Annotated in this window: 18 protein-coding genes; 11 read left to right on the top strand and 7 right to left on the bottom strand. The window is 63.0% G+C overall.

Going from position 1 to position 18,207, the window contains the following annotated elements:
* Positions 1 to 196 precede the first annotated feature (196 nt).
* Positions 197 to 1,093 (top strand): endonuclease/exonuclease/phosphatase family protein, encoded by an 897-nt coding sequence (locus FHU12_RS03865; RefSeq protein ID WP_141967524.1) that lies wholly within the window; start codon positions 197 to 199, stop codon positions 1,091 to 1,093.
* Between the two features lie 27 nt (positions 1,094 to 1,120).
* Here the strand turns inward: FHU12_RS03865 and pdxR (FHU12_RS03870) are convergent, their stop codons facing one another.
* Positions 1,121 to 2,554: a MocR-like pyridoxine biosynthesis transcription factor PdxR gene (pdxR, locus tag FHU12_RS03870; protein WP_185742272.1), complete on the bottom strand. Its 1,434-nt coding sequence runs from the start codon at positions 2,552 to 2,554 to the stop codon at positions 1,121 to 1,123.
* A 93-nt stretch (positions 2,555 to 2,647) separates the two neighbouring features.
* Between pdxR (FHU12_RS03870) and FHU12_RS03875 the strand changes: the two genes are divergently transcribed.
* The gene (locus FHU12_RS03875; protein WP_141967528.1) at positions 2,648 to 3,103 is read left to right on the top strand and encodes a rhodanese-like domain-containing protein; all 456 of its coding nucleotides are present in this window, start codon (positions 2,648 to 2,650) and stop codon (positions 3,101 to 3,103) included.
* 4 nt (positions 3,104 to 3,107) lie between these two features.
* On the opposite strand, the gene flk is transcribed toward FHU12_RS03875, so the two are convergent.
* Complete coding sequence (gene flk, locus FHU12_RS03880) at positions 3,108 to 4,136, bottom strand: flagella biosynthesis regulator Flk (RefSeq protein WP_141967530.1); 1,029 nt, start codon at positions 4,134 to 4,136, stop codon at positions 3,108 to 3,110.
* A 205-nt stretch (positions 4,137 to 4,341) separates the two neighbouring features.
* Between flk and FHU12_RS03885 the strand changes: the two genes are divergently transcribed.
* From FHU12_RS03885 to FHU12_RS03900, 4 genes are read left to right on the top strand one after another with little or no spacing between them, the layout of a single operon-like run.
* Positions 4,342 to 4,704, top strand: coding sequence for a copper resistance protein (locus FHU12_RS03885; protein ID WP_141967532.1), 363 nt, complete (start codon positions 4,342 to 4,344; stop codon positions 4,702 to 4,704).
* Between the two features lie 49 nt (positions 4,705 to 4,753).
* Positions 4,754 to 6,790, top strand: a complete 2,037-nt coding sequence (locus FHU12_RS03890) for a protein-disulfide reductase DsbD family protein (protein WP_141967534.1) — start codon at positions 4,754 to 4,756, stop codon at positions 6,788 to 6,790.
* Positions 6,787 to 7,503 carry a DsbA family protein gene (locus FHU12_RS03895; protein ID WP_141967537.1) on the top strand — a complete coding sequence of 239 codons (717 nt, stop codon included), beginning with the start codon at positions 6,787 to 6,789 and terminating at the stop codon, positions 7,501 to 7,503. Before FHU12_RS03890 ends, FHU12_RS03895 begins: the two co-directional genes overlap by 4 nt.
* A complete protein-coding gene (locus FHU12_RS03900) occupies positions 7,496 to 7,996 on the top strand; it encodes a protein disulfide oxidoreductase (protein WP_141967539.1) in 501 nt (166 codons plus the stop codon). The genes FHU12_RS03895 and FHU12_RS03900 overlap by 8 nt, the downstream gene beginning before the upstream one ends.
* Here the strand turns inward: FHU12_RS03900 and pdxR (FHU12_RS03905) are convergent.
* Complete coding sequence (gene pdxR, locus FHU12_RS03905) at positions 7,993 to 9,459, bottom strand: MocR-like pyridoxine biosynthesis transcription factor PdxR (RefSeq protein WP_141967541.1); 1,467 nt, start codon at positions 9,457 to 9,459, stop codon at positions 7,993 to 7,995. The genes FHU12_RS03900 and pdxR (FHU12_RS03905) overlap by 4 nt on opposite strands.
* 172 nt (positions 9,460 to 9,631) lie before the next feature.
* Here pdxR (FHU12_RS03905) and FHU12_RS03910 point away from each other — a divergent pair, with 172 nt between their 5' ends.
* Both FHU12_RS03910 and FHU12_RS03915 read left to right on the top strand, forming a co-directional pair.
* The gene (locus FHU12_RS03910; RefSeq protein ID WP_141967543.1) at positions 9,632 to 10,627 is read left to right on the top strand and encodes a DMT family transporter; all 996 of its coding nucleotides are present in this window, start codon (positions 9,632 to 9,634) and stop codon (positions 10,625 to 10,627) included.
* A 155-nt stretch (positions 10,628 to 10,782) separates the two neighbouring features.
* Positions 10,783 to 11,412 carry a CatB-related O-acetyltransferase gene (locus FHU12_RS03915; protein ID WP_141967546.1) on the top strand — a complete coding sequence of 210 codons (630 nt, stop codon included), beginning with the start codon at positions 10,783 to 10,785 and terminating at the stop codon, positions 11,410 to 11,412.
* Between the two features lie 35 nt (positions 11,413 to 11,447).
* On the opposite strand, the gene FHU12_RS03920 is transcribed toward FHU12_RS03915, so the two are convergent.
* Genes FHU12_RS03920 through FHU12_RS03930 form a run of 3 tightly spaced genes read right to left on the bottom strand, consistent with a single transcriptional unit; the run spans position 11,448 to position 14,404 of the window.
* A complete protein-coding gene (locus tag FHU12_RS03920; RefSeq protein WP_016926872.1) occupies positions 11,448 to 12,965 on the bottom strand; it encodes a tripartite tricarboxylate transporter permease in 1,518 nt (505 codons plus the stop codon).
* An 11-nt stretch (positions 12,966 to 12,976) separates the two neighbouring features.
* A complete protein-coding gene (locus FHU12_RS03925) occupies positions 12,977 to 13,408 on the bottom strand; it encodes a tripartite tricarboxylate transporter TctB family protein (RefSeq protein WP_019453755.1) in 432 nt (143 codons plus the stop codon).
* A 15-nt stretch (positions 13,409 to 13,423) separates the two neighbouring features.
* Positions 13,424 to 14,404 carry a Bug family tripartite tricarboxylate transporter substrate binding protein gene (locus tag FHU12_RS03930; protein WP_033635359.1) on the bottom strand — a complete coding sequence of 327 codons (981 nt, stop codon included), beginning with the start codon at positions 14,402 to 14,404 and terminating at the stop codon, positions 13,424 to 13,426.
* 360 nt (positions 14,405 to 14,764) lie between these two features.
* On the opposite strand from FHU12_RS03930, the gene FHU12_RS03935 reads away from it, so the two are divergent.
* The 3 genes from FHU12_RS03935 to FHU12_RS03945 all read left to right on the top strand — a co-directional run bounded on the left by FHU12_RS03935 (position 14,765) and on the right by FHU12_RS03945 (position 17,257).
* Positions 14,765 to 15,010: a hypothetical protein gene (locus FHU12_RS03935; protein WP_260440691.1), complete on the top strand. Its 246-nt coding sequence runs from the start codon at positions 14,765 to 14,767 to the stop codon at positions 15,008 to 15,010.
* A 167-nt stretch (positions 15,011 to 15,177) separates the two neighbouring features.
* The gene (gene tctD, locus FHU12_RS03940; RefSeq protein WP_123892214.1) at positions 15,178 to 15,852 is read left to right on the top strand and encodes a transcriptional regulator TctD; all 675 of its coding nucleotides are present in this window, start codon (positions 15,178 to 15,180) and stop codon (positions 15,850 to 15,852) included.
* Positions 15,839 to 17,257 (top strand): sensor histidine kinase, encoded by a 1,419-nt coding sequence (locus FHU12_RS03945; protein ID WP_141967550.1) that lies wholly within the window; start codon positions 15,839 to 15,841, stop codon positions 17,255 to 17,257. Before tctD ends, FHU12_RS03945 begins: the two co-directional genes overlap by 14 nt.
* Here FHU12_RS03945 and FHU12_RS03950 read toward each other — a convergent pair.
* A complete protein-coding gene (locus FHU12_RS03950) occupies positions 17,254 to 18,174 on the bottom strand; it encodes a DMT family transporter (RefSeq protein ID WP_049207333.1) in 921 nt (306 codons plus the stop codon). The genes FHU12_RS03945 and FHU12_RS03950 overlap by 4 nt on opposite strands.
* Positions 18,175 to 18,207 lie beyond the last annotated feature (33 nt).

The following is an 18,207-nucleotide window of genomic DNA, read 5'->3' on the forward strand; positions in this document are numbered from 1 at the left end:
ATCTACCGGTTTTAAAACGAAATCAGCCGTTTGTCCAACGATGCAATGCGTAAACCGCCAGAATGCGAAGCATCGCGCAGAAACGAAAAATAGCGGTGAAACTAGGAAATCGTCGCAGGTTTCTGCGGCAAAATCGGTGTTAGCTGTGGGCCGGGAAGCGCCCGCATAACACTTATCTGTCCCTCAAGGAGAATTCATGCACACCGGTCACGCTCTGCTTATCACCTTATTGTCCCTTGGCCTTTCTCACAGCGCCTGGGCGTCTGCCGATACCGGGCATGCCAACAGCAACGCCAACAGCCGCGAAGTGGCCAGCGCGCTGGGCGGCCTGAAAAACAAAACCTACGAGCTGGAGCAGGCGCCGAAGATCCGCGTCGCCAGCTTCAATATCGCCGCCGGCAAGGTCAGCGACATGACCGCCATCGCCAAGGCGATTCGCGCGATGAACGTCGACGTGGTGGCGCTGCAAGAGGTGGATAAACTCACCGCCCGCAGCGGCCGGGTCGATCAGGCGGCAGAGCTGGCGAAGCTGACCGGCATGCAGGCGGTGTTCGGCCGGGCGATCGATTTCGACGGCGGTGAATATGGCCTGGCGTTTCTCTCGAAATATCCGCTGCACGATGCGGTGATCTATCCGCTGCCGTCCGGCCAGCGTGAACAGCGCATCGCCTTTAGCGCCAAGGTCGACGTGCCGGAGTTCCCGGCACCGATCACCCTGTTCAACGCTCACCTCGATACCAAGGAAGATCCGACGATGCGTCTGGATCAGGTGCGGGAGCTGAACGATCGCGCCATCGAAGTGCGGGGCATCAAGCTGCTGTTCGGCGACATGAACGACGTGCCGGGCAGCGTGACCTGGCTGGAGCTGAGCCGCTATTGGAACGACATCATGCCTAACGGGCAAGATGGCCGCAGCTGGCCGGCGGAAAACGCCGAGATCAAGGTGGATTACATCTTCACCGGCAACGCGCAGCGCTGGCATCTGGACAGCCTGACGGTGCCGAACGCCAGCGGCGAGTGGAACGGTGTGCATTGGCCGGCGGTGAGCGACCACCTGCCGCTGGTGGCGGAGATGCGCCTGACCGAGCAATAAATCGATCGGCATCCCATTGGGGCCGGGTTAAGCCGCCACAATCTGCGCCAGCCGCTCTACAGCGCTGCGGATCTCGCCCGGCGTCAGGGCCGAAAAGCCCAGCAGCCAGCCGTCGCGCTGCGCCTGCGCCGTCTGGTATTGCGCCGTCAATCCGGGCGTGAGGATGCCGAGCCGCCGCGCCTGCCGGCTGAGCGCCGCCTCCTGGCCGGTCGGCAGCCAGACGCTGAGCTGCAGGCCGCCGGCGGCGGGAGCGGGCGTGGCGAAGTGGCCGAGTTTTTCGCGTACTTCCGTCAGCAACACATCGCGCCGGCTGCGGTAGAGCTGGCGCATGTAGCGAATATGTGCGGCGAAGTGCCCCTGGTGGATGAATTCGGCGGTGACCGCCTGCATCAGCTGCGCGCTGTGGCCGTCATAGACCGTGCGCGCGGTGACGAACGCGTCAACCAGCGTGGGCGGGACGATCAGGTACGCTAACCGCAGCGAGGGGAACAGCGATTTGGAGAAGGTGCCGAGGTACAGCACCCGGCCACGGCGATCCAGGCCCTGCATCGCCGGTATCGGCAGGCCGTCGTAATGAAACTCGCTGTCGTAATCGTCCTCGATGATCCAGGCCTGCTGCCTTTCCGCCAGCGCCAGCAACGCCAATCGGCGTGCCAGGCTGAGTGCTGCGCCGGTCGGATATTGGTGCGAGGGGGTCAGATAAATCAAACGTGGGTCGGGCAAGGAGGGGCGAGCACGCAGGCCGTCGCCGTCCACTGCGACCGGCGTCAGGGCGGCACCGGCGCTGATAAAGGCGTTTCTTGCCCCCGTGTAACCCGGTTCTTCCATCCAGACGCTGTCGCCGCCGTCCAGCAGCAGCGTGGCGATCAGCTGCAGCGCCTGCTGCGAACTGGTCAGCACGATAACCTGCCGTGCATCGCAGATCACGCCGCGCGTTTGATTGACGTGGGCGGCAATCGCTTCACGCAGCGGTAAATAGCCCTGCGGATCGCCGTAGCGCAGCAGGCTTTCTCCCTGTAGCCGCAGGCGCTGTGCGGTCAGTTGCTTCCACAAGGCCAGCGGAAACGCCCGCAGATCCGGCGAGCCGGCGGCAAACGCCTGTGGCTGCTGCGGATCGCGGCAGCCGCCCGTTTGCACGATCTGTTGGCCGCGCTGCGAAAGACGCGGCATGCCGGAGCTGGTCGCCGGCGGCGGTGATTTGGCGATGGTAATCGCCACAAACGTGCCCTGGCCGACGCGGCGCTGCAAATATCCCTCTGACTCCAGCCGACCGTAGGCCGCTTCGACGGTCACCCGCGAGAGGCCCAGATCGCTGGCTAGCACCCGGCTGGAAGGCAGGCGTTGCCCAACGCTCAATGCACCTTGGTGAATGGCCTGCCGCAATGCACCGCACAGGCGATCGCGCAGCGTGCCGAGGGCGTGGGGCGATTGCTGAAACAACGTGACCAGCGAGTGCCGCATAATGGGCCTTATTACGGTTGGGAAATGGGTATCAATCATAAGACCAAAATGGGGCACTATTGTCATCTGTCTTGATGCACGGGAGTGGGCGGTATGTCGAAAGAATCATTGGTGCTGGCTTTTCCTCCGGCGGCACCGGAAGAGAGCCTGGCCTACCTGGCGGCCAAACTGAGCCGCTATGCGGATGCCTGGGACGTGGCGGAAGATCTGCGCAATGGCGTGGACGGGATGGTAGTGATCGACACCCGCGCGGAGGCGCTGTACGCCGCCGGGCATATTCCCGGTGCGCTCAGTTTGCCGCATCGCCTGATGGATGAAGCCGGCACGGCGCAGCTGGATCGCCAAAAGGTGTATGTGACCTACTGCGACGGCATCGGCTGCAACGGTTCTACCAAAGGCGCTTACAAGCTGGCGAAGCTGGGATTCAGGGTGAAGGAGCTGATTGGCGGGCTGGACTTCTGGCTGCGCGACGGCCATCCGTTGGCCATCGGCGAACAGCCGGGATCGCTGCGCGATCGGGCGGCTGTGGTGGACTGCGGCTGCGCCTGAGGCGTTAAAACACCAGCGCCAGCACGACCGCCAGCGCCAACAGCAACAGGATCAGCGCCACGGCCGGCTTGCTGAGCGCTTTCTGCAGCGTCAGAGGCAGGGCGGCGATCAGCGGGTTGAGCAGCGGCTGCGGCTCGACAGCGTGGCTGACGATAGGCTGGGCCTGGCCGGCTTTTTCCAGGCGGCGGGCAAACAGCTGATGAATGGCGTCGCTCATTTGCGGATGCGTCAGCGGCGCATTGGCGCCGCAGTTGAAGCGCGCCTGGCAGTAGTCGTTCATCTGCTGCAGCTCTTGCTCGTCCGCCGGTTGTTTGAGCGTCGCCAGTAGGTTGTTCAGCGTCGGCGCGCTCTGTGGGCTGAGCGCCACCTTCACCTGTAAAAACTGGTTCAGCAGCTGGAAGTGGCGCGCCGGCAGCGGATCGTTGGTTTTCACGCCCGCCAGATCAAACAGCGTTTGCCAGATTTTAGCCGGCGCTTCGCCGGTGGCAGCGCTGAGTTTGGTAACCTGCTGCTGCAGGCTTTGATGCTCTGCGGGCAGCAGCGGGCGATCGCTGGTGGCGGTTTGCTGCGGCTGAGGAATGGTCAGGCCGCCGGTCTGCAACAGATTGAGCACCTGCTGCAGCTGCGGTGGGCTCAGCTGGCTCAGTACCGTGTGGCCGAACTGCTGGCGAATAAAGTCGCTGACCGCCTGGCGGTTGTTGCCCTGCGGCAGCAATTCGGCCAGCTGTTGCAACAGTTGGCGCCCGGCGTGGTTTTGCTGGGCCTGCGTCAGGCGCGTTTGCAGCAGCTGTTCCGCCGGTTGAAAATGACGCGCCAGCAGTTCACCGCCGTTGTCGGCGCCGAGATCGTGACGCAGAGACGCCCAGATCTCCGCCGATTTTGCCGGGCTGAGCGTCATGATTTTCACGATCAGTTTTTCCAGCGTCGTGCGCTGCGCTGGAGAGAGGGGTTGATCGTCAGTGGCCGCCGTTTTGCCCGGGGAGGGAGGGCGTTCGCCGGCGATTGGGGTGCCCGGCCCACTCAAAGGTTGCATATCACCTGTCCTTCGCTGTGTATCCCCGCAGTGTGCCTGGAGGAGAGAATCGTCATCGTACCCGGCGAAAAGCGCAGGTTTACCCACTATGATACCTGTAAATCGCCGCCATCAATACCGCCGCTCAGACATTTCTTTACCGACAAAACGTTGCTAATCGCGCCCGCGTCGCTAAGATAACCCCAGACCCGAACATGAGGATGGCATGGTTAAACGGCAGCGGATTGCAAAATGGTTTTTATGCCTGGCTTGCCTGGTGGTGCTGACGTGCATGACCCAGCGCATGGCGGGCCTGCATGCGCTGCAGCAAACGCTGGGGATCCCGGCGGCCATCGCCGTTCAATCCGGTGACGTCGCCGCCGAAGCGCAGCCGACGCCCTGTGAACTGAGCGCCAAATCATTGCTGGCCGCGCCGCCGGTGATGTTCGAAACCGCGCTGTTCGGGCTGGGTCTGCTGCTGGCGCTGTTGGCGCCGACCATCGCCGCGCGCCTGCGCATCCCTCCTCCTCGTGCCATTTCACCGCCCACCCTCAGGGTGCACCTTCGATTATGCGTTTTCCGTGAATGAGTTAATCGCCCGTTTTTCGCGGTGAATTAATCATTTATGGAGAATTAACATGTTGAAAATTATCAGGCTGGCCTGCGCTTGCCTGTTTATGCTGTGGCTGCCTGCCTTGCAGGCGGCGGACAGCGGCTGGCTGCAAAATCCGGCCAACGATCATGCCAAGGTGCGGCTGCGTGCCGACACGTCACAGCCGGGGGAGACCCGCTTGCTGCTGTCGGTCGAGCTGCAAAAGGGCTGGAAAACCTACTGGCGTTCCCCAGGCGAAGGCGGCATCGCGCCGGCTATCGTCTGGCAGGGCAACCCGCCGCCGGCGACCTGGCACTGGCCGACGCCGCAGCGTTTCGAGGTGGCCGGTATTTCCACCCAGGGCTATCACGATCGGGTCACGCTGCCGATCGTGATGCCAGGCCAGGTATCCGGCCCGCTGGCGGGCACCCTGACGCTATCCACCTGCAGCAACGTCTGCATTCTGACCGACTATCCGTTCAGCCTGGATCTGACGACGCCGAACGATCCGCAGTTTAACCACGACTTCGCGCAGGCGATGGGGCAGGTGCCGATCGCCGCCGGGGTGGCGGAGAGCGTCAAGGCCGGTTACCGCAACGGCGAGCTGCAGATTGCCGCCGAACGCGCCGATGGCTGGCAACAGCCCGCGCTGTTCTTCGATACGCTGGCGGATGCCGATCTCGGCAAACCGCAGGTCGAGACCGACGGTGCTCAGCTGCTGGCGCGAGTGCCGGTCAGCGATGGCTGGGGCGATGCAGCGCCGGATCTGCGCGGCAAAACGCTGACGCTGGTGATCGACGACGGCGGCATGGCGCAGCAGATTACGCTACCGATTGGCGATCCGCTGGCCGCGCCCGCCGGTGCGGCGTTCCCGTTATGGCAGGCGGTATTGATGGCGCTGGCGGGCGGGTTGATCCTCAACCTGATGCCGTGCGTCCTGCCGGTATTGGGTATCAAGCTCGGCTCCATCCTGCAGGTGGAGCGGCGCGATCGGCGCAGCGTACGGCTGCAGTTCCTGGCATCGTCGCTGGGTATCGTCGCCTCGTTTATGGCGTTGGCCCTGTTGATGACGCTGCTGCGCCTCGGCAATCACGCGCTCGGCTGGGGCATTCAGTTCCAGAATCCGTGGTTTATCGGCTTTATGGTGTTGGTGACGCTGCTGTTCAGCGCCAACCTGTTCGGCCTGTTCCACCTGCGCCTCTCGTCCGATCTGAACACGTCGCTGGCCACCCATAACGGGCACGGGCTGAGCGGCCATTTCTGGCAGGGCGCGTTCGCCACGCTGCTGGCGACGCCGTGCTCGGCGCCGTTTCTCGGCACGGCGGTGGCCTTCGCGCTGGCGGCGTCGCTGCCGGTGCTGTGGGGCATGTTCATCGCACTCGGCATCGGCATGAGCCTGCCGTGGCTGCTGATCGCCGCCTGGCCTTCGCTGGCGCTGCGCTTGCCGCGCCCCGGCCGCTGGATGAATACCGTCAAGCTGGCGATGGGGTTGTTGATGCTGGCGTCGTCGCTGTGGCTGCTGAGCCTGCTGAGCAATCATATCGGCGTGCAGGCCACGCTGTGGCTGGGGGCGCTGGCGCTGCTGGCGTTGCTGCTGGCAGTATGGCGTCAGCAGGGAGCACGGTTAGCGGCCAAGCTGGCGGCGGGCACGTTGGTGCTGGCAGGCGTGGCCTTGTTGGCCGGCTCGCTGACCGCCGGCCTGTGGCGCCAACCGTTACAGGATCGGGTGCAGTGGCAACCGCTGAGCGAACAGGCGATTGCCGAGGCGCTGGCCCAGCATAAGCGGGTGTTCGTCGACGTGACCGCAGACTGGTGCGTGACCTGTAAAGCCAACAAATTCAATGTGCTGCTGCGCGATGACGTACAGCGCGCGCTGAGCGCCGACGACGTGGTCGCGCTGCGCGGCGACTGGAGCCGCCCGTCGGCCGACATCAGCGCCTTCCTGCAAAAGCGCGGCAGCGTCGCCGTGCCTTTCAACCAAATCTATGGCCCCGGCAGCCCGGACGGCGAGGTGTTATCCCCGCTGTTGACCCGTGACGCCGTGCTGCAAACGCTTTCCCATGCCAAAGGAACCGAACAATGAAAAAGCTACTGATTTTACTGATGATCATCGCCGCCCCGGTGTGGGCCGCCGAGCCTTTCACCCCGGCACAAGAGGCGCGTATCAAAGAGATGATCCGCGAAACGCTGGTGTCCAACCCGGACATTCTGGCGCAGGCGGTGGACGCCTGGCAGCAGCAAACCGCCGGCCAGCAAATCAGCCAGGCTATCAAGCAGAACGCCAAAACGCTGTACCAGGATCCGGCCAGCCCGCGCCTGGGCGCCGCCAACGCCAAACTGACGCTGGTGACCTTTACCGACTATAACTGCCCGTACTGCAAACGTTTTGATCCGATGCTGGAGAAGATCGTCAAGCAATACCCGGACGTGGCGCTGGTGGTGAAGCTGCTGCCGTTCAAGGGCGAAAGCTCGGTCAGTTCGGCGCGCGTAGCGCTCACCACCTGGCAACAGCACCCGGATCAATTCTGGGCCCTGCACCAGCGGCTGATGGCGAAAAAGGGCTTCCACGACAACGCCAGCATCGCCGCCGCGCAAGAAAAAACCGGCGTCAAGGCGGTGGCGCCCAGCGAACAGAGCATGAGCACGCTGCGCACCAATATGGAGCTGGCGGAACAGCTGGGCGTGCAGGGGACGCCGGCGACGCTGATCGGCGATCGGATGCTGCCGGGGGCGGTGTCGTATGAAGAGCTGGAAGCGATGGTAAAACAGCAGCTGGCGAAGGCCAACCATGGCTAAGCTCAAGCGCTGGGGGCGCGAGTTGTTGTTGCTGGCGCTGATCGCGCTGGCGGTGGTGACGGTGATGGATTGGCTGAACGCGCCGCAGGCGCCGCCGGCCTTCGATGCCCAGACACTGGCCACGTTGGACGGCGAGCAGGTGTCGTTGGCGCAGCTCAGCCATGAGCGGCCGCTGCTGGTTTACTTCTGGGCCAGCTGGTGCGGCGTCTGCCGCTTCACTACGCCGGACGTCGCCCGTTTGCAGGCGGCGGGCGGCAACGTGCTGACCGTCGCGCTGCGTTCGGGCGACGATACCCAGGTGAAACACTGGCTGGCGCGCAAACGGCTGGCGCTGCCGGTGGTCAACGATCCGGCTGGTACGCTCTCGGCGCAGTGGCAGATTGGCGTGACGCCGACCTTCGTGGTGGTCTCGCAGGGCAAGGTGGTGCAGAGCACCACCGGCTGGACCAGCTACTGGGGGATGAAGCTGCGGCTGTGGTGGGCCGCCGTCTAACCGGCGTTTTTCTCCGTTATCACCTCCTCAATCGCCCGGCATAGCCGGGCGATACCTTCTTCAATCTGCGGCGGCGAGTTGGCGGCGAAGTTCAGCCGCAGGCCGTGCGCGCCCAGCTGTTCCTGCGCATAAAAGCATTCGCCGCGCGCGAAAGTGACGCCGTGTCGCCAGGCCACCGGCATCAGTTCGGTGGTGGTTACCGTCGCGGGCAGCGTCAGCCAGATAAACAAGCCGCCTTGTGGCGTTTCGAAACGGCACCCCGGCGGCAACCGCCGTTGCAACGCGTCGATCATCACTTCCAGATGGCGGCGGTAGACGCGCCCGGCGCGCCGCAGCTGCTTGTCGTAACGGCCGACGGTGACGAACGCGTCCAGCGCGCGCTGGATCAGACTGGAGCTGGTGAAGCTGTCGACGTGTTTCAGCCTGGCGAAACGCTGATAGTGTTCGCTGTCCGCCACCAGATAGCCGATGCGCATGCTGGGCAGCAGCATCTTGGAGAAGGTGCTGACGTAGATCACCGCGCCCGGCTGTGCCAGCGCGCGCAGCGACGGCAGCTGCTTGCCCTGGTAACGCAGATCGCCGACGAAATCGTCCTCCAGGATCACCACGCCGGCCTGTTGGGCGATCGCCAGCAGGCGTCGCCGACGCGCCTCGCTCAGGCAGCGGCCGGTCGGGTTGTGGAAATTGGGGATGGTGTAGATCAGTTTGGGGCGGTGGCGTTCTAACAATTCCGGCAGCAAATCCACCCGCATGCCGTGGCGGTCGCCCGGTACGGTGACGATATTGATGCGGTGCTGGCGCAGCAGGCCCAGCACTTCGGCGTAGGTCGGTTCTTCGACGATCACCGTATCGCCCGGCGCCAGCAGGCTTTGCACCACCAGGCTGATGGCATGCTGCGAGCCGTTGGTGATCAGCACCTGTTCCGCCTGCGTGGGGATGCCCTGCGCGCTGAGAATGCGGCTCAGCGTATCGCGCAGCGGGTAGTAGCCGCAGTATTCCCCGTAGCTGAAGGCCTCTTCCGCATGGCGGCTGAGCACCGACAGCAGCACTTTGCGAAACGCCTCCAGCGGAAACACCTTAGGGCTGCCGACGCCGGCGGCGAAGTTGATCAGCCCCTCCGGCAGCGGGGCGTCGGCGTAGCCGTCCAGCCGCGAGGTGAGGGTGGTGAAGCTCTCCAGCGGGAATGGGGCATCGCTGCTCGGCCGGGCCGGGCGCGTTTGCGCCTGCGGGTGCGCAACATAGGCGCCGCTGCCGCGCCGCTGATGCAAAAAGCCCTTGGCCGCCAGTTCGGCGTAGGCGTTGTCCACCGTTAAACGGCTGACCGCCAGTTCGGCCGCCAGCGTGCGCGTCGAGGGCAGTTTGTCGCCATCGACGAACACGCCGGTGAGGATGGCGCGCCGCAGCGCTTCTTCGATCTGTAAATAGAGCGGAACGTCCTGCTCGCGATCCAACGGGATATGCATGCGAAATTGGCCCGGTTATGGAGAGAGATTTTTACTATACCCCATGTCAACAGGGCTTCAAGCGCAGAAAAGTGGCCTGCATGACAACGCCGCAAAGTGGCTATAGTGAGAAAAAATAGCCGCGTTACACTGTCCGCCTGAGCATTTACGTCGCCATTTTTCCGAGGATCTCATGTCATTACCGTCAGGCGTTTCCGCCCGGCCGGCGCTGCCCGGCGCGCGCCTCTTTCAGGGCAGCCACCAGGGGTACGTCATCGCCATGATCAGCGCCATGCTGCTGGCCTTTACCGCCATCATCATCCGCGCGCTGACCGAGTACTATCACCTGCCGACCTTCGTGCTGGCGTTCTGGCGCGCGGCGCTGGTGGCGCTGGTGCTGTTGCCGCTGCTGTTGCTGGTGAAACCGCAGTGGGCGCGCCTGCGCCGTGAACAGGTGGTGTTCTACGCGCTTTACGGGCTGCTGCTGGCGCTGTTCAACAGCCTGTGGACGCTGTCGGTGGCGCTGAACGGCGCGTCGGTGGCGACCATTCTGACCTACTGCTCGGTGGGCTTTACCGTGTTCCTCGGCTGGGTGATGTACAGCGAACGCCTGACGCTGCGCCAATTGCTGGTGATCGCCATCAGCCTGGGCGGCTGCTTCCTGGTCAGCAACGGCGACAGCATGGGGAACAGCCACTTCGACCTGCTGGGGCTGCTGGTCGGGATGCTGTCGGGCATCGGTTATACCCTGTATACCCTCGGCGGGCGGGTGGCCAGCGAACGCGGCTATCCGGTGTGGAACACCATCCTGTACGTGTTCGGGTTTTCGGCGCTGTACCAGCTGGTGTTCAACGCGGCGCTGACGGCGTTCCCGCTGGCGGCGTTCCACGGCATGGCCGGCTCTCTGTGGTTCCTGTCGCACGGCGCACAGGGCATCCAGTGGAGCGGCTGGCTGTTGCTGCTGGCGCTGGCCGCCGGGCCGACGCTGCTGGGCTTCGGGCTGTACAATATCAGCCTGAAAACGCTGCCGCTGGCGGTGGCCAACCTGATCCTGTCGCTGGAACTGGTGTTCACCGCGGTGATCGCCTATTTCCTGCTGGGGGAGAGCATGAATCAGCTGCAGCTGCTGGGCAGCGCGCTGGTGATGGGCGGGGTGCTGCTGTTGAAAAGCAAGACCGCCGAGGCGTGATCGGCTACCATTACGCCTCGCAAGAGAGGTCGTAATGATGAATAACCCGAGATTGAAACGAGCGCTTATCGCTTGAATGGCCGTGTTGAGTGAACGACAACACGGCCACAGACATTCCGTTCCGTGGCTTTATTCCCGTAACAAGAGAATACGCCATGTCCGAAAAACACTGGTCCAAAACCGAGCTGCTGCATCAGACGGTGACCAACCCGAATATCATCGTCAAAGGCACCCACAGCTACTACAGCGACTGCTGGGATAACGGCTTCGAACGCTCGGTAGTGCGCTATCTGCACGGCGACGCGGTCAGCCGGCAATGGCAGCCGCTGGGCGAAATAGACCGCCTGCTGATCGGCGATTACGTGTGCATCGCGGCCGAAGCGGTGATCCTGATGGGCGGCAACCATACCCATCGCATCGACTGGCTGAGCCTGTATCCGTTTATGGCAACCATCAAACAGGCGTACCGCCCCAAAGGCGATACCCGGCTGGGCGACGGTTGTTGGATTGGCATGCGGGCGATGTTGATGCCAGGGGTCTCGATAGGCGAGGGGGCGATCGTCGCCGCCGGCAGCGTGGTGGCCGGCGATGTTGAACCCTATGCTATCGTCGGCGGTAATCCGGCGAAGTTTATCCGTTGGCGATTCGCGCCGGAAATCATCGCGCGTTTGCTTGCCCTGCGCCTCTATGACTTGTCCGAGGCGGACTTTGCGGTGATTCAACCTCTGCTCGCCGATGACGATATCGGGGCGCTGGAAAAGGGAGTGGCGGCGCTACGCCGTTAAAAATAAACGGGCGGGAACTCCCCGCCCGTTTTGCGTTACTCGGCCTTGGCCTCGGCCGCCGGTTGGCGGCGTTTGCGCATCAGGCGCAGCAGCGGCGGCAGCGCCAGTACCGCGACCGCCAGCACCAGCAGCGTTTGCGCGATGCTGCTGCTCCACAGAATGCCGAATTCGCCGTTGCTGATCGACAGCGCGCGACGCAGATTCTGCTCCAGCATCTCACCCAGCACAAAGCCCAGAATCAGCGGCGACATCGGGAAGTGCATTTTGCGCAGGATGTAGCCGAACACGCCCAACCCGACCATCAGCAGCAGGTCGAAGGTGGTGCTGTGCACCGCATAAACCCCCACCGCCGATACCGCGGCGATCGCCGGCACCAGGAACCACAGCGGGATGGTCAGCATGCGGGTGAACAGGCCGACCAGCGGCAGGTTCATGATCAGCAAAATGACGTTGGCGATCAGCAACGCGGCGATCAGCCCCCAGACGATATCCGGCTGTTCGGTGAACATCGCCGGGCCAGGGGTGATGTTGTACAGCGTCAGCGCGCCCATCATCACCGCCGTGGTGCCGGAACCCGGCACCCCCAGCGTCAGCATCGGAATGAACGAGCCGCAGGCCGAGGCATTGTTGGCCGCTTCCGGCGCCGCTACGCCGCGGATGTCGCCCTTGCCGAAGGTGTCGCTGTTGCCGCTGATTTTCTTCTCGGTCATGTAGGTCAGCGCACTGGCGATAGTGGCGCCGGCGCCTGGCAGAATGCCGACGAAGAAGCCGATCACCGACGAGCGCAGAGTAGGGCCTGCGCACTGCGCCGCCTCTTTGCGGTTGAACAGCAACCGGCCGGTTTTACGCACCAGCTTTTGCCCGGCGCTGGTGCTTTCCAGCATCAGCAGGATCTCGCTGACCGAGAACAGGCCGATCACCACCACGATAAACTGCACGCCGTCGGAGAGGTGCACGCTGTCAAAAGTAAAGCGGTAAACGCCGGTGTTGGCGTCGACGCCCACCGTCGCCAGCCCCAGGCCGATCAGCGCCGCCAGCAGGGATTTCAGCGGGTTTTGGCTCATCATGCTGCCGAGGCAGGCGATGGCGAACACCATCAGGGCGAAATACTCCGCCGGGCCGAAGGCCAGCGACCAGCGGGCCAGCAGCGGCGCGAACAGGATGATGCCGCCGATGGCGATCATCGATCCGACGAACGAACTGACCGCCGAGATGGACAGTGCCACGCCGGCGCGCCCCTGCTGTGCCATCGGGTAGCCGTCCAGCGCGGTCATGATCGCCGCCGCGTCGCCCGGCACGTTGAGCAGAATCGATGAGATGCGCCCGCCGTACTCGCAGCCGATATACACCGTCGCCAGCAGGATCAGCGCCGATTCGGCTGGCAGCTTGAGGGCAAACGCCAGCGGCAGCAGGATCGCTACGCCGTTGATCGGCCCGAGGCCCGGCAGCAGGCCGACGATGGTGCCGACGAAGCAGCCGATCAGGGCGATAATCAGGTTCTGCGGCACCAGTGCCACTTCGAACCCTTGGGTCAAATACATCCAGGTATCCATCATCGCTCCCGTTAGCTCAGCCAGGCGCCGAGCGGCAGTGTGACATCGAGAAGTTGGTCAAAGGCGTAATACAGCGCTGCGCCCATGACGACGCCGGAAATGGCCGCCGCCGGCAGGCTGGCCTGAAACAGCAGGCCGATGCTGAACGTCAGCAGCGCGGTCGCCAGCGGGAAGCCCAGCCATTCAAAGCCCCAGGCATACAGCACCAGGGTGATCACCAGCACCAGCAGCCGCTGCAGCACCTTGTTGTGCGGCCACTCCACCGCCTGCGGGCGGCGCAGCAACAGCAGGGCCGCGCACAGCGCCATCAGGCTGAGGATCGCCAGCGGGAACGGGCGCGGCCCCAGCGGTTCATAGCTGTATTCACTTTGGATGCCCCAGCCGATGAACAGCCCGCCGATACACAGCAGCAGCCAGAAGCCGGCAAAAATACGATCGCTCATGGTTTTCCCCTGCGGTTATTTGGCCAGGCCGAACACTTTCGCCTGCTCACGGTATTGGGCAACCTGATTCTTCACGTAGGCGTCCAGCTCTTTGCCGGTCATGTTGAACTCGAACAGGCCGCGCAGATCGCGCTGCTGCTTGAATTCGTCGGTCGCCATCATTTTCTGGAAGGTGTCGATCCACCACTGATACTCTTCATCGCTGACTTTCGGCCCGACGTAGAAGCCGCGAATGATCGGCCACACCAGGCTGTATCCCTGCTCTTTGGCGGTGGGAATATCGGCCAACTGACCCGGCAGACGTTGCTCGGCATATACCGCCAGCACGCGGATCTTGTCGCCCTGCAAATAAGGCACCATCTCGCTCAGGTCACCGGAGACCGCCTGGATATGGTTGCCCAGCAGCGCGGTTACCGGTTCGCCGCCGCCTTCGAATGCCACATAGCGCATCTTGCGTGGATCCACGCCGACTTCGCGCGCCAGCAGCGCAGTTTTCATCCAGTCCTGGCTGCCGATGGAGGCGCCGGCGCCGAACACTACGCTGTTGGGATCTTTTTGGAAGGCGTCCATCAGGTCTTTCAGGGTCTTGTAAGGCGAATCGGCGCGCACCGCGATCATGCCGTAGTCGGTACCGACCGCCGCCAGCCATTTCACGTCGTCCACGTTGTAGCGGCCGAACTTGCCCTGGGCCAGGTTGAGCAGCGAGCCGCCGGAGAAGGCCACCACGGTGCCGAACTCCGCCGGCCGCTGCGCGACGATGGCGTTATAGGCCACCGCACCGACGCCGCCGGGCATATAGGTGACGCGCATCGGCTTATCGATGGCCTTGGTGTCCTGTAGTGACACCTGAATCAGCTTGCAGGTCAGATCGAAGCCGCCGCCGGGCTTGGCCGGCGCGATACATTCGGTGCGTTTGGGCGCTTCCACGGCAAAGGCCTGATTGGCCGCCAGCAGCAGGGCGGCGGCGGTAAAGGTACGGGTCATTATTTTTTTCATTGTGATTTGCCCTCGGTATTGTTCTGGTTGTGAAATCCCGCTGGATGCGGTTGCAGGATTGTTAAAACAACAACCTTTCATTTACCTTTCAGCGGCCGGAAAAGTTTCCAGTCTGTGATTGGGGTCGCTTGTCGCCAGCGAATCACGGGTGCGCTACCATAGAAAGGAAGAGAAGAACAGGGGGCAAAACCGGCAAAAATCCTGCGTAATATCAGGTTTGCGGTTCTGCTTTCGCGATAAAATCATGAGCAATGAAATGAATAGAGACGCAGCAATATGTTTTCGTTAGGGAAATTGTTTGGTGGCAGGGACAGCGCCAAAGTGTGCGCGATTAAACGGCTGCCAAAGGTCTATGCAGAGATGACCGGTGAAACCGGGCAGTGCCGTTTAAAGCGGCTGCGTGCCGATATTGGCGTGTTTGAGCTGCATTTCGTTAACGCCGACGGTGAAAAGTATGCTTGCCAGATGACCGCCTGCGTGACCGGCATCGATCTGATGTTTGCCGCCAACAATCGCTCCGTGCTGGTTTCTTCGCCGTTTACCGCCGACCAGCTGCGCCCGGTGCTGGACATTGCCGTTGCCGATAGCCCCATTCCGCTGATCTGATACCGTCCTGCGATCGCGCTCCATACGCATAATTGTGTGCCAGCTCCCAAAACTGGCGGCGCGGCGCTCTTTTATCCCCTTATTTTCCATGCCATTCTCTGTTATCGACCTGTTAACAAGCGCGCTGTTGGCGCCAGGTTGTTCAGGTAAATCAATGGAATGGAAACATGCGACTGTTATTGGTTGAAGATCACCCCGAGCTGTCTCACTGGTTGCAAAAGGCGCTGACCGGCGCCGGCTTTGCCGTCGACGTCGCCCCGGACGGCGTGGCGGCCGATCATCTGTTGCTCAACGAACGCTATGCGCTGGCGGTGTTGGATGTGGCGCTGCCACGTTTGAACGGCCTGGATTTGCTGGCGCGCCTGCGCAAGCGCGGGCAGGATCTGCCGGTACTGCTGCTGACGGCGCGCACCGACGTGGCCGATCGGGTGAAGGGCCTGAATTTGGGGGCGGACGATTACCTCACCAAGCCGTTCGAACTGGACGAGCTGGAAGCGCGCATTCGGGCGCTGCTGCGCCGCAGCGTCGGCGCCGCGCAGCCGGCGTTGCAGTACGGTGCGTTGACCTATCACGACGAAGGCTATTTCCTGCTGGAGGGCAAGCCGCTGGCGCTGACGCCGCGCGAGCTGGCGGTGTTGACCGCGTTGATGCACCGGCGCGGCCGCCCGGTGGCCAAGCAGCAGCTGTTTGAGCAGGTGTTTACGCTGTCTGACGAGGCCAATCCGGAGAGCATCGAGCTTTACGTACACCGTTTGCGGAAAAAGCTGCAGGGCAGCGACGTGGCAATCATCACGCTGCGCGGTCTGGGTTACAGCCTGGAGCTGTGCAATGCGGTGGTTTAACGCGCCGCGTTCGTTGTTCTATCAACTGCTGCTGTTTTTTGGCCTGCCGCTGGTGGCGTTGGGCGGCATCTCGATCTACACCCACTATTTTAGCGCCATGAGCGCCGCTACCCTGGCTTACGATCGCACGCTGCTGGCGTCGGCGCGCACCGTAGCGGAGCGGCTGGTGGTGCGTGAAGGCAAGTTGGCGGTCGATGTGCCCTATGTGGTGCTCGACAGCTTCGAGCGCAACATGAACGATCAGCTCTATTACGAGGTGATCTCGCCGCAGGGGAAAAGCATCTCGGGCTATGACGATTTGCCGCCTTTGCCGCCCCATATCCCGCGTTCCACGCTCTACCCGGCGCTGGTGCATTTTTACGATGCGGAATACCTCGGCAGGCCGATCCGCGTGGCGGCGCTGTTTCAACCGGTCAACGAGTCGGGCGTGAGCGGCATGGCGACCATTCTGGTGGCGGAAACCCTGGAGTCGCGCCGTTACCTGGCGCGGCAGATGATGATCGCGGCGCTGCTGAGTCAGGGCACGGTGGTGGCGTTAACCCTGATCCTGGCGTTCGCATTGCTCAAGCGGGTGTTGAAGCCGATGCGTAAGCTCTCCGGCATCATGCTGCGGCGCGATCCGGGCGAGCTGACGCCCTTGCCGCGGGTATTGCCATGGTCGGAGATGCAGCCGCTGCTGGTGGCGTTCAATCGCTATATCGAACGGCTGCGGCTGATGGTGGCGCGTCAGGAGCGCTTCAGCGCCGACGCTTCGCACCAACTGCGCACGCCGCTGGCGGTGTTGAAGACTCAGGTTGGGGTAGCGCTGGCCAGTGACCGGCCACAGCAGTGGCGCGAAAGCCTGCAGGCGATGAGCGCGACGCTGGATAATACCGTGGCGTTGACCGACCGCCTGCTGCATCTTTCACGCCTGAAGGCCAGCGAGCACCAGGCCGATCGTAAGTTGCAACCGGTCAACCTGACGCAGGTGCTGCGCGATGCCTGCTTTTCCCGCTTGCCGCAGGCGCGCAGTAAACAGATCGATCTCGGGTTCGAAGGCGAGGCGGCGTGTCAGGTGGCAGGGGAGCCGCTGCTGTTGGCCGAGCTGTGCGCCAACCTGCTGGACAACGCGCTAAAATACACGCCGCGTCAGGGCGTGGTGACCGCGCGCCTCACTCAGGATAAGGCGGCAGGGGAAGGCGTGCTGGAGATAGAAGACAGCGGCCCCGGCATCGCCTTGCAGGACAAGGCGCTGGCGCTGCAGCCGTTTCACCGCCTGGACAACGTGGGCGATCAGCCGGGCGCCGGATTGGGACTGGCGTTGGTGAAAGACATCACCGCGTATCACGGCACCCGCCCGGAGCTGCTGAGCTCCGCCGCGCTGGGCGGCCTGTTGGTGCGGGTGCGTTTCAGGCTGCTGCCTTAAGCCTGTTCTTTGCAGGACTCTGCGTTGGCCGCCGGGGCTTTGGCTTTACGCGTCAGCGGCGTGCGCAGCCGCTGCGACAGGATCACGCCCAGCAAGGTGATGCCGCCGCCGATCAGGTGGTAACCGTGCAGCTGTTCATGCAGGAACAGCACGGCGATAGCGGCGGTAAACACCGGCGCCAGGTTCATGAAGATCGAGGCGGTGTTGGCACCCAGGCGCATCACGCCCTGGATCCACAGGAACGGGGCGATGATCGAAGCCGGAATGCCGGCGAACAGCACCAGCGGCAGGTTATGGCCGTTCAATCCGACATCCTCCGCCATCAGGAAATTAGGCAGCAGCAACAGCACGCCGAACAGGATCTGCACATACAGCGATTGCCAGTTCGGCAGCGCGATGGCCCAGCGTTTGGTCAACACGCCATACAGCGCGTAAGAGGCAGTGGCGAGCAGCATCATCAATTCCCCCTTGCCAATACCATGCTGCAGCAGCACGCCGGGCTGACCGCCGCTGACCAGCCAGATCAGGCCGCAGAAGGAGAGTATGCTGCCGAGCAGCACGCCGACGGTCGGCGCAATGCGCAGCAGTACGATGCTGATCAGGATGGTCAGCAGCGGGATCAGCGACACGATGATGCCCATAAACAGCGCGCTGACGCTGTGCGCGGCGTAATACGCCAGGCTTTGGTACAGCACCATGCCCAGCAAACCGAGGATCATCAATTTCCACCAGTTGGCGCGCACCTGCGCCCAGTTGCGCAGCACGCCCGGCAGCACGAACGGCGTGAGGGCAATCAGCGCCAACAGCCAGCGGTAGAGCGAGATGGCCGCCGGATCGATGGCGGTGGCGGAGAGTTTGCTGACGACGGCGTTAATCGACCAAATCAGCACGGCCAACAGTGGGAAGAGCATATTCATGATAATTATTCTCAATAACGTCCAACATGCTGG

Source organism: Serratia marcescens, from assembly GCF_006715005.1.
GTDB lineage: Bacteria > Pseudomonadota > Gammaproteobacteria > Enterobacterales > Enterobacteriaceae > Serratia > Serratia montpellierensis.

Bases quoted from the DNA above. Each gene is read 5' to 3' on its own strand.
- FHU12_RS03865 (WP_141967524.1), top strand. From the start codon at position 197: ATGCACACCGGTCACGCTCTGCTTATCACCTTATTGTCCCTTGGCCTT.
- pdxR (WP_185742272.1), bottom strand. From the start codon at position 2,554: ATGCGGCACTCGCTGGTCACGTTGTTTCAGCAATCGCCCCACGCCCTC.
- FHU12_RS03875 (WP_141967528.1), top strand. From the start codon at position 2,648: ATGTCGAAAGAATCATTGGTGCTGGCTTTTCCTCCGGCGGCACCGGAA.
- flk (WP_141967530.1), bottom strand. From the start codon at position 4,136: ATGCAACCTTTGAGTGGGCCGGGCACCCCAATCGCCGGCGAACGCCCT.
- FHU12_RS03885 (WP_141967532.1), top strand. From the start codon at position 4,342: ATGGTTAAACGGCAGCGGATTGCAAAATGGTTTTTATGCCTGGCTTGC.
- FHU12_RS03890 (WP_141967534.1), top strand. From the start codon at position 4,754: ATGTTGAAAATTATCAGGCTGGCCTGCGCTTGCCTGTTTATGCTGTGG.
- FHU12_RS03895 (WP_141967537.1), top strand. From the start codon at position 6,787: ATGAAAAAGCTACTGATTTTACTGATGATCATCGCCGCCCCGGTGTGG.
- FHU12_RS03900 (WP_141967539.1), top strand. From the start codon at position 7,496: ATGGCTAAGCTCAAGCGCTGGGGGCGCGAGTTGTTGTTGCTGGCGCTG.
- pdxR (WP_141967541.1), bottom strand. From the start codon at position 9,459: ATGCATATCCCGTTGGATCGCGAGCAGGACGTTCCGCTCTATTTACAG.
- FHU12_RS03910 (WP_141967543.1), top strand. From the start codon at position 9,632: ATGTCATTACCGTCAGGCGTTTCCGCCCGGCCGGCGCTGCCCGGCGCG.
- FHU12_RS03915 (WP_141967546.1), top strand. From the start codon at position 10,783: ATGTCCGAAAAACACTGGTCCAAAACCGAGCTGCTGCATCAGACGGTG.
- FHU12_RS03920 (WP_016926872.1), bottom strand. From the start codon at position 12,965: ATGGATACCTGGATGTATTTGACCCAAGGGTTCGAAGTGGCACTGGTG.
- FHU12_RS03925 (WP_019453755.1), bottom strand. From the start codon at position 13,408: ATGAGCGATCGTATTTTTGCCGGCTTCTGGCTGCTGCTGTGTATCGGC.
- FHU12_RS03930 (WP_033635359.1), bottom strand. From the start codon at position 14,404: ATGAAAAAAATAATGACCCGTACCTTTACCGCCGCCGCCCTGCTGCTG.
- FHU12_RS03935 (WP_260440691.1), top strand. From the start codon at position 14,765: ATGACCGGTGAAACCGGGCAGTGCCGTTTAAAGCGGCTGCGTGCCGAT.
- tctD (WP_123892214.1), top strand. From the start codon at position 15,178: ATGCGACTGTTATTGGTTGAAGATCACCCCGAGCTGTCTCACTGGTTG.
- FHU12_RS03945 (WP_141967550.1), top strand. From the start codon at position 15,839: ATGCGGTGGTTTAACGCGCCGCGTTCGTTGTTCTATCAACTGCTGCTG.
- FHU12_RS03950 (WP_049207333.1), bottom strand. From the start codon at position 18,174: ATGAATATGCTCTTCCCACTGTTGGCCGTGCTGATTTGGTCGATTAAC.